The following is a 9,477-nucleotide window of genomic DNA, read 5'->3' on the forward strand; positions in this document are numbered from 1 at the left end:
ACGAACACCGCCCGCACAGGGCACTCGAGCAAGCCGCCCCATGCCGCCCGCTACCCGCACCCATCGCCAAACAAGCCCAGCTCACCCACCTGAAAATCGACCGACGAGACCGACTCGGCGGAGCGCTCCACGAGTACCAGCACGCAGTCTGAGCTGCGTGGATGATTTATCGGCACCCGCAGAGTGCCCTTCTTGCCCGGTAGCGCCACCGCTCGAGCATCCGGATGGCCGGTGAATACAATCTGCCTCATGTCAAAGCCTGACGAGCTCCTGGTTCACGTCGCCGCCTTGGTGGAGTCCGGGCGGAGCAATCAGATGTCCCTGACCGTGGTCACCGGCGGTGCTGTCATCACCGGTCGGCTGGCTTCCGAAGCAGTGTGGAGGCAGAGGGTGTCGGAGGTGCTGACGGATTCGGACCGCTTGGGCGAGTTCGCCGCCGTCTTCGACGCCCCCGTGAAGGAGGACGGGCCACCCACGCATCTGCACTTCCATGTCGCCCGGATCCTGCAGGGCACGGTGGGGATCCCGGAGACGGGCGGAATGTACCGTGTCGCGATTGAGGACGTCAGCGCCTGGACCGTGGGCGACTTCAGCTATTCCGACCACTGAGCAACGGCGACGGGAACCGGCTGCACGCAGTGTGGGTCCGACCGGCGTACCGGTCGGACCCACACTGCTGGCCAGGTGTCGGCTCGTGTCTGTCTACCCGGTCAGACCGTGACGGGGGTGCCGAGCATCGCGGAGGCGTGCTGCATCGGGCTGACAATGCTCAGGGGCGCTGGATTGGGAACGGCGCGGCAGGTGAAGCCGAGCTGAGCCATGGCCCGGAGGACTTCGGCGGCGCTGAAGTCACGGCGGTCCTGGCGGGTGATGACCTGGCCGACCTGCTTGACGGGGTAGTGGCGGCGGCCGATGATCACCGATTCGCCGGTGACCGGTTCGGGCTTGATGCCCTTCATCGATTCCAGCACGCCGCTCTTGGTGAGCTCGAAGGGGAAGCGGGCGATGACGCAGCGCATGTTGCCTCACAGGGAGAAGGGGAGAACGGTCCGACCAGGGGTGAGGCGGTTCAGCGGGAGAGGACGAGGATGCCCAGGGCGCTGCCTTGCTCGTCGACCACCGGCAGGACACCGAGCCGACGGGTGCGCATCGCGTGCTCGGCTTCGGCCATCGTGGTCACGGGTGAGGTGAACGAGCCGTGGTCGCCGAGGATGTCGCGCAGGCGGACACGGTCCGTGTAGTCGGAGCTGTCACGGATGGCGGCGAGTTCGGTCCGGGTGACCAGGCCGGTGCACTGGCCGTCCAGGTCGCAGACGACCAGTCGGCCCGTGCGGGCGGCGGCCATGACGGCCAGCGCCACCTCGACGCTCATGTCGTCACAGACCTGCGGCCCGGCCGCGTCCATGACCTCGACCACCGTCCTGCGCACGGGGTTGGCGCCCGCCGGGCGGGGCTGTGTCTGAACCAGCGTCAAAGGGTACCTCCTGCAGAGATGAGTCAGCTTCCTGATCACGAAAGTTCTAGGCCACCGCGCTGAAGCCGGACTGGCGTACGGGGGCGCGCCGGCTCGCCGAAGCGGGGCGGCGCCGGCCGCGCGAGGAGGCGCTGCGCTTGGGGTGTTCGGCCGCCGGTGCGGTGATGACGACCGGGATGCCGGACGGGGCCTGGGCGCCGGTGATCCGGCGCAGGGCCTCGTCGCCCAAGCGGATCTGCGTGGTCTGCGGCCGGATCCCGGCGTCCGACATGAGGCGGACCATGCCTCGGCGCTGGTTCGGTGTCACGAGGGTGACGACGCTGCCGGACTCGCCGGCGCGGGCGGTACGGCCGCCCCGGTGGAGGTAGTCCTTGTGGTCGGTCGGCGGATCGACGTTGACGACCAGGTCGAGGTTGTCGACGTGGATGCCGCGCGCCGCGACATTGGTCGCCACCAGCACAGTGACGTGCCCCCTCTTGAACTGCGCCAGCGTGCAGGTGCGTTGCGGCTGCGACTTGCCGCCGTGCAGCGCGGCGGCGCGTACCCCGCTGTTGAGCAGGTCCTGGGTCAGCCGGTCGACGGCGTGCTTGGTGTCCAGGAACATGATCACGCGTCCGTCGCGGGCGGCGATCTCGGTCGTGGCGGCGTGCTTGTCGGCACCGTGGACGTGCAGGACGTGGTGCTCCATCGTCGTGACCGCACCGGCCGACGGGTCGACCGAATGCACGACGGGGTCGGTCAGGTACCGGCGCACCAGCAGATCGACGTTACGGTCCAGGGTGGCGGAGAACAGCATTCGCTGCCCCTCCGGGCGCACCTGGTCGAGCAGCGCGGTGACCTGGGGCATGAAGCCCATGTCGGCCATCTGGTCCGCCTCGTCCAGCACGGTGATGCCCACGTGGTTCAGCCGGCATTCGCCGCGGTCGATGAGGTCCTTGAGCCGCCCCGGCGTCGCGACGACGACCTCGGCTCCGCCGCGCAGCGCGCTGGCCTGCCTGCCGATCGACATGCCGCCGACCACGGTGGCCAGCCGCAGCCGCACGGAGCGGGCGTACGGGGTCAGCGCGTCGGTCACCTGCTGTGCCAGCTCACGCGTGGGTACGAGGATCAGCCCCAGCGGCTGGCGGGGCTCAGCACGCTGTCCAGCGGTGCGGGCGAGCAGGGCGAGGCCGAAGGCCAGGGTCTTGCCGGAACCGGTGCGGCCGCGGCCCAGGACGTCACGGCCCGCCAAGGAGTTCGGCAGCGTCGCTCCCTGGATCGGGAACGGTGCGGTCACACCCTGTCTGCCGAGTTCGGTCAGCAGGTGCTCGGGCAGGTCGAGGTCGGCGAAGCCTTCAACGGCGGGCAGCGCGGGGGTGATCGTCCTGGGCGGCGCGAACTCACCTTGCACTGCGGCGGGCCGGCGGCCGTAACCACCGGAACGGGCAGGCCCGCCGGAACAGCGCGGTGCCTGCGAGGCCCTGCGGCTGCCGCCCTTTCCGGCGTCGGCATTGCCATTACGGGCGCGGGCGGGGCGGTCGTTCGTGTATGTGTGGTTCATGCGGAACCTTCCTCGATGTGGCACATATCAAGGAATTCCCGCAGCGATGAGCGGCATGGAGAATTACAAGTATGGACCAGCGGCAAAAGAAAGCAGATCTGGCCGGCGGAAGATCTCCGTGGCGCAGGTGCTCAAATGAGTGACGCGATGGAAATCTTGAGATCCGGGCGTCGGCTGCGGTGCAGCTCGTCAGGATGCGCCTGCATCCCTGAAGGAGGAGCCGCGTATGGTAAGACTGCGGATTCCTCAGAGTCGTCCCGCGGGTGAAACCGCTGCGGGAGATACGTGCAGCTGGGGCCCGCACCCCGAAGGATGCGGGCCCCAGCTACAGATGGTGCGTGAGCGTCAGGCCGGAACGATGTTCTCGGCCGTCAGGCCCTTCTGGCCCTGCGCGATGTCGAAGTTCACCTTCTGGCCTTCGAGCAGCTCACGGAAGCCCTGCGCCGCAATGTTCGAGTAGTGGGCGAACACGTCGGCACCGCCACCGTCCTGCTCGATGAAGCCGAAACCCTTTTCCGCGTTGAACCACTTCACGGTACCAGCAGCCATGTCATATCTCCTTTGGGGCAGTGCATCGGCATCCGCACTGCGCGGACGCCGTGTCGCCGCGATGATTACCCCGCCCGGAAATGACCGGAAATACAAAGGTGCTCCTGGCCGGCAGAGGCCTGGTGGGGGCACTTGAAGTTTCGGGAACCACAACTGCAACTTGGATCGACAGTAGCACGCCGGAACGGCCCGTGTGCGTTGAATGATTCCACTCTACTGTTCGCGACAAAAACTCCCACTGCGCGGTCCGTCAAAATCTGATCTCCCGGGCACAGATATTAATTCACTCGGAGCGCAACGTTTCAGGAAGAGTCGCCAACGGCACCAGAGCTCCCAGCGTCGGACGACGTACGCGGCTTTCCGTAAGACGCCACTCGGAAGGGGTCCAGCAGCTCGTATCGACATGCTGGGGGCCAGATCGCGCGGTACGACTACTCCCGCACTGACCGCCTGAGGGACCTGCTTCAGCGGTGGGTTGCCACACCGGGCGGCGGATGAGCTGCCACGGCGCACGCCAGCGCCGCCTCAAAACCGACAGACAAAGTTGAATGCACAGACAAGCTCAACGAGTTGCAGGGGGCACCCAGTACAGCCCCGCACGCATCCGCACACCTGGGGCGGAACGGGGAGCGCGGAAGACCCTCCAGGGCTTTGGGTTCTCTCGGGCGAAGGGCTGCGACCTGGTGCGTCGCGGGGAGTTTCCGTGCCGCGTGCGCCGCCTGGCCCGCGACTACGAGAGCCGCACCGACAGCGCGGAGGCGATGATCTGGTGGTCGATGAGCATGGTCATGAGCCGCCGCCTGGCCCGGCAGCCTCACTGACCTGCCCGGCACCGTCTCGGCCAGCCAGCCCCGCGCGGCCAGGCGCTTGACCTTCGACCGCACCCCTCGACTTTCGCCGGGACTACCGCCAGACCGAGTGCCGCAGCGAGCTGCCGACAGTCCACCGCCTCCCCGCCCTGGTCGGCCACGATGGCCATGATCCGCCGATAGTCCGGCGCCAGTACGCCGACGTCGAGTCCTTCCCTCCACACCGGCACCACCGAGCCGGGCACCGCACCCACGACCGGCCGCTCTCGCCCATCAGACACGGTCACCGGTGCATCCCCGCGGCCGCTCGGCTCCGCCAGGACCTGCCCGACCGTCTCACGAGCGATCACGAACCGCTCCAACGCGGCCTCCGCTTCCCGCAACTCGGCTTGAAGAACCTCCACCCGCTGCTGGGCAGCACGCTCGCGTTCCTCCAGCAACCCCATCACCGACGGCACACGGCACCTCCACCGAGGAGACAACACGACACGCCATCACTGCCGCACGAGAAACGGACTATGCCTGACCAGCAGAAACGCAGCAGTCACGCTCGGAAAGACAACGGCTTCTCAGTGGTTCTGGGTGGGGCGGCTGGCGCCGCTGGGAGTGTGTCTGGCTTGGTCACCGGTGCGGCATGCCGTAGGCGGGTGCCGTCTCTTCGGAGCCTTTCGTGGTGAGGCCTCTCTGCCCAAGTGTCGACTGGGGCCTGGGTACGGAAGCCTTTTGTTGCACGGTGCTCCGGTAGAGCGGCTACTGTCCGTGCTTGTTGGCTGGCGGCTCCTGTGCCCTGACGGGCCGGGAATCCGGTTCTGCCTCCGATGTCCGAAGGTAATGTGATGTGCGTAGTATATGGCGCTGTGAATTTTCCGGCCCGTGTACGCCAGGCGCTCAACGAATCTGTTCATCCGGCGGAGTTCGAGCGGTGTGCCTGTGCGCTGCTTCAGTCCCAGTATCCGGGTCTGTCGGCCGTCGAGGAGGGCCATGATTTCGGCCGTGATGCCGACATCTACTTCCCTCCCGGAGGCGCCGATCCTCAGGCGCGAGGGCGTCTACTGGTCACTACGGGGGACCCGGTGGCTAATGTGCGCCGAGGTCTGGGGCGGATGGAGCAGGAGGGCTTGCGCGTAGATCTCGTCGTCGTGGCCTGCTCCCGTCCGGTCAACGCTCGCATCAGGGAATCGCTGGACAAGCTGTGCACGGACCGGGAATTGCCGCCGGCTCACATCTATGCCCAGGACTGGTTCGTTCGCCAGCTCGTACGGGATGCGGCGTGGCGGCGGAGTCTGTTGGGCATCGAAGGCAGGCTGGGTGCCCTGGTCGATGAACCTTTGGAGGCGCCTTTGGCGGCGTGCCCGCCGCCACTGGTGGGCAGAGCGGTCGAGCTTGAGGCTCTGTCTGCTGCGGTCGAGGCCGGGCACGATGTGGTGCTCGTCGGTGTCCCGGGGGTGGGTAAGACGCGCTTGGCTGGCCAGCTGCATGACCGAGTGGTCTACGTGGAGCCCGCCTCACTGGCCCATCTTCATGACGACCTGCTGCTGACGCCACCGAGAGCGGTGATCGTGAAAGATGCCCACGCTCTTCCCGATGTTGTGCGCGCCTTGAGGCACGCCCGACGGCAGACGGGGCTATCGTTCTCCGTGGTGGCAACCACCTGGCCAGATCGGCTCGAAGAGGTACTCGAGCAGCTGCCGGGGGCCAGGGCCGTCAGTGTCGGTCTCCTGGAACGGGAAGACATGAACGCGCTAGTTGAGTCGACCGGCATTACCGGTTACCGGTCCCGCGCCGTGATCCTGAACCAATCGAATGGCCGGCCTGGCTGGGCGGTGCCGCTGTGCGAACTGCTGGCCGGCGGGCAGGACAAGGACGTCTTTAGTGGAAAGGCTCAGGTCGCGCGCGTCGAGCGCTACCTGCGCAAAGTGACAACATCGCACACGGCGCTGGATGCACTGGCCTGTGTGGCCGCGCTGGGTGGAGCGTCGCCGGAAGCGCTGCACACGCTCGCGTCGTTGACCGGGATGGCCCCGGCCGAGCTGTCAGGCGTGATGGAGGGCTTGACACACAATGGTCTGGTGGAGTCGGTGCAAGGCGCCTGGCGGCTGCAGCCGGCTCTGTGCGCTCCGCTGGTGGCACGCTGGTTCTTCACCAGCCCGGGGCGCCGGCCGTGGGACACGCTGGTCGATGCTTTCCCCGGCCGTGAACTGGACCTCGCGTCTGCCGTGATGTCTGCAGCTGGAGTGTCCTCATCACCGCGGGCGCGCGCGCAGGCGGAGGGATGGATCCAGTCGCTGCCGGCCCCGACCTGCTGGGGCACCGATGTCTTCGCCGTGGTGGCCCAGTACGCACGCCTGGACCAGGCGGCAGCCGAGTTCGCCGTCAACAGGGCTCTGGCCGTTCTCGCCGCCCCTCGCGAACCGGAAGAGCTGTATGGACTGAGCGTCGCCCCCGTCGGCCATGCAGCCACGCAGCTCCTGATCCAGTGCGCACGCCAGTTTCTGCTCCCCGAGGCAGTTGCGGGTCTGCTGTCGTTGGCTGTGGGGGACGAACGGCGCCGTCACTCCACTGCCGATCACCCACTGCGGGTCCTCAGTGATCTGGCAGGGATGATCGACCCTGATTTCGGGACCTCCCTGGAAATCCGCACCCGCTTGCTGCAAGCCGTGCTCAGGTGGGCGAAGCGCCATCATGGCTCGGTCGACCAGTGGAGAGTGGCTGCCGAGGCCCTGGCAGGCATCTTCAGCGTCGAGGTGTCAGGGAACTGGCCCGACCCGGGAGCGCCGCATACGGTCACCTTTGCCCACGGCGTCGAGACGGCGGCGAACCTGTCCCGGCTGCTCGGCTTGTGGGAGCAGGTAGTGCCGCTGCTGACCGCCCAGGCCACAACTGCGGACGAGATCCCCTGCCCACCCCCCGCTTTGGTCTGTCTGCTCGACATGGCGCTGGGCTGGGTCCGGCTCGGCCAGGGCATCACCGCCCGGGGCGAGACTCCCTCTGCCGAGCAGATGCGGTGTGGTGCTGAAGGCGGGAGCCGCATTCTGGCTGTCCTCCATCCGCTGCTGCAGCGCAATCCTGGTACGGCGCTGCGCGCCCACCTCGCACTCGGCCCGCTGCAGCACCGGGCCCAAGCAGCCGGCCAGCCCCTTCCTGCTTTCGACGTCGATCCGGATCTTCAGGCCTTCTGTGAACGGAGAAGCGCTGACTTCAGCGACGACTTCAAGACGGCCATCGAGCAGATGCGCACCCAGGTGGAGGCACTGGCGGAGAAACTGATCGCCCTGGGGCCCCGCGCCGGCGTGACACGGTTCGGCGAGCTGGCCGAACAGGCAGCGGCCGCCGGCTACAGCACCGGCCACCTGGCCGCGCTGCGCATGGGCAAGCTGATGACCGACCCGGCTGCCTGGTACCAGGCAGCCACCGCATCAGATGTCGTGCTGCTGCTGGGGCCCGCCCTGACGCAATGGCTCACCACAGCCCCCGGCACGGTGCCGCCCTCCGTACTCCGCCCGGCCCTTGAGGATGCCTCCACCCGGCCTGCAGTCCTCGGTGCCGTCCTCGCACGCAGCGTGGTGGACGCCACGGGAGAGCTGGTGATCTCCTCGATGAGGGCCGAGGACGCGGCAGTGCTGGAGACGCTGTTCTGCCACGAGGCTGACGAGGTCATGCACCGGCTGCTGAACCACCCCGTCCCCGTCATCGCTGCCAGCGCAGCGATCAGCTTCGCTGTCGGGACACCGCACGGCCCCGCCCTGCCGCAGGAGTGGCAGGACCTCTGGAGCCGCGCTGTGGAGCACCTGCGGATCGATGACCTGCCCTCGCACGGCCAGTGGCAAGCGGGCTGCGTCCTTGCGCACCTCACTGAGCATGATCCCGACACGTTCGAGGCATGGTTCCACCAGAGGCTGCACGAGATGTCTGACCGCGGTTGGTACACCTCCCCCCTCCCCCACGATGGTGATCCTTACCTCGCCCGCCTCCCCCGCCCGCACCGACTCCGCCTGGCCATACGCTGCATCGGCCTGCCCTGCATCGGCCACAGTGCCCTCATCCACCTCGTCGGCTCGGACACCGAGCTGGCGGAGCAATTGCTGGACGAGCACGCCGTCAGCCCCGACAAAATGGTCGACGCGCTTTTGGGGCAGCGCAACGCGGCCGTGGAGCAGCTCGGCCCGCTGCTTCTGGAGCGAGGTGTAGGTGCCCAGAAGATCGCTGCGTCCGTCGCCTGGTACGACTCCTGGTGGGGGGACCGCTCCCTCATACACGCCGATCTCCTGGAGTACTTCCGCGCCCTCGCCGACCGGGTCCCGGCGCTACGGGCCGTCGCAGCAGCAGGCCGCGTGCAGCAGAAGGAACTGCTCCAGCGGGCCGAAGAGCAAGAACGCGCCGAGCGGATTCACGGATGGGACGATGACCGGGCCAGAGGAAGGCGGAGAGGGCATGGCTGAGGTGGACCGGGCCGTGCTGGTCACGGCCGTCTCGGAGATGGCCGTGCTGCGCGCGCTCCAGCTCGCAGGCAATCGGCTCCTGGGCAAGCGGGGCCGATCCGTTCGTGGGCCGATGAAGGACGTCGAACCGTGGTCGATCCACGTACACCTGCCAGTGGCGGAACACGAACTCGATGCACTCTTGAAGGACGCCTGGCAGATACCCGTCGCGGTCGGACTGCCGGGCGGCCTCCTGGACGCACTGGACGCACACGTGCGCACCCTGCTGGCAGCAGGTATGGAGTTTCGCCGCGACGACCTTTTGCTGACCTTGTCGCAGCTCCCCCAGTTTGTTCTGCCATGGGAGGCTCCTCGCTCGTTCCCGAAGTCGTGAGGCTGCCCATCGGCTGGAGCGCACATCACCGACAGAGAATGCTTACTGGAGTCGTCCCGTGATGTAGACATTCAGGGGTCCGACTGGCGCTTTCATTGAGGAAACTTCCATTTTTCCTTGTTTTCGAAGACGTGAGGGTGCGCTTGCCGAGAATGTCATCCGCCCTGGTAGGAGGCATGCATCCGGACTGGCGGTCGTCGGCTCCGTCGCTCGAGTCGGTGCTCTCGCGTGGCTGGTAGCCGGCGCGTCATGATGATCGACCGTGCTGCTGCGACTGGCCTACTTGGGCGTGA

8 protein-coding genes are annotated in these 9,477 nt (G+C 67.3%); 3 read left to right on the forward strand and 5 right to left on the reverse strand.

All coding sequences use genetic code 11. From position 1 onward, the window contains the following. The first annotated feature begins 249 nt into the window (after positions 1 to 249). The gene (locus EEJ42_RS38055; protein WP_009719284.1) at positions 250 to 609 is read left to right on the forward strand and encodes a hypothetical protein; all 360 of its coding nucleotides are present in this window, start codon (positions 250 to 252) and stop codon (positions 607 to 609) included. Between the two features lie 101 nt (positions 610 to 710). Here EEJ42_RS38055 and EEJ42_RS38060 read toward each other — a convergent pair whose 3' ends face one another. The 5 genes from EEJ42_RS38060 to EEJ42_RS38085 form a co-directional block, all read right to left on the reverse strand. Then, positions 711 to 1,019, reverse strand: coding sequence for an SCO5918 family protein (locus EEJ42_RS38060; RefSeq protein ID WP_123106742.1), 309 nt, complete (start codon positions 1,017 to 1,019; stop codon positions 711 to 713). 50 nt (positions 1,020 to 1,069) lie between these two features. Then, positions 1,070 to 1,474 (reverse strand): CBS domain-containing protein, encoded by a 405-nt coding sequence (locus tag EEJ42_RS38065; protein WP_123106743.1) that lies wholly within the window; start codon positions 1,472 to 1,474, stop codon positions 1,070 to 1,072. A gap of 46 nt (positions 1,475 to 1,520) precedes the next feature. Then, entirely contained in the window at positions 1,521 to 3,014 is a 1,494-nt protein-coding gene (locus EEJ42_RS38070) for a DEAD/DEAH box helicase (RefSeq protein WP_123106744.1), read from the reverse strand. Between the two features lie 345 nt (positions 3,015 to 3,359). Further along, complete coding sequence (locus EEJ42_RS38075; protein ID WP_009719280.1) at positions 3,360 to 3,563, reverse strand: cold-shock protein; 204 nt, start codon at positions 3,561 to 3,563, stop codon at positions 3,360 to 3,362. A gap of 814 nt (positions 3,564 to 4,377) precedes the next feature. Then, a complete protein-coding gene (locus EEJ42_RS38085) occupies positions 4,378 to 4,830 on the reverse strand; it encodes a hypothetical protein (RefSeq protein WP_342778385.1) in 453 nt (150 codons plus the stop codon). A gap of 399 nt (positions 4,831 to 5,229) precedes the next feature. On the opposite strand from EEJ42_RS38085, the gene EEJ42_RS38090 reads away from it, so the two are divergent. Together EEJ42_RS38090 and EEJ42_RS38095 are read left to right on the forward strand one after the other, a co-directional pair. Continuing rightward, positions 5,230 to 8,811: a hypothetical protein gene (locus EEJ42_RS38090; protein WP_148082175.1), complete on the forward strand. Its 3,582-nt coding sequence runs from the start codon at positions 5,230 to 5,232 to the stop codon at positions 8,809 to 8,811. Then, complete coding sequence (locus EEJ42_RS38095) at positions 8,804 to 9,184, forward strand: hypothetical protein (RefSeq protein WP_123106746.1); 381 nt, start codon at positions 8,804 to 8,806, stop codon at positions 9,182 to 9,184. The genes EEJ42_RS38090 and EEJ42_RS38095 overlap by 8 nt, the downstream gene beginning before the upstream one ends. The last annotated feature ends 293 nt before the right edge of the window (positions 9,185 to 9,477 follow it).

Source organism: Streptomyces botrytidirepellens (assembly GCF_003721215.1).
GTDB lineage: Bacteria > Actinomycetota > Actinomycetes > Streptomycetales > Streptomycetaceae > Streptomyces > Streptomyces himastatinicus.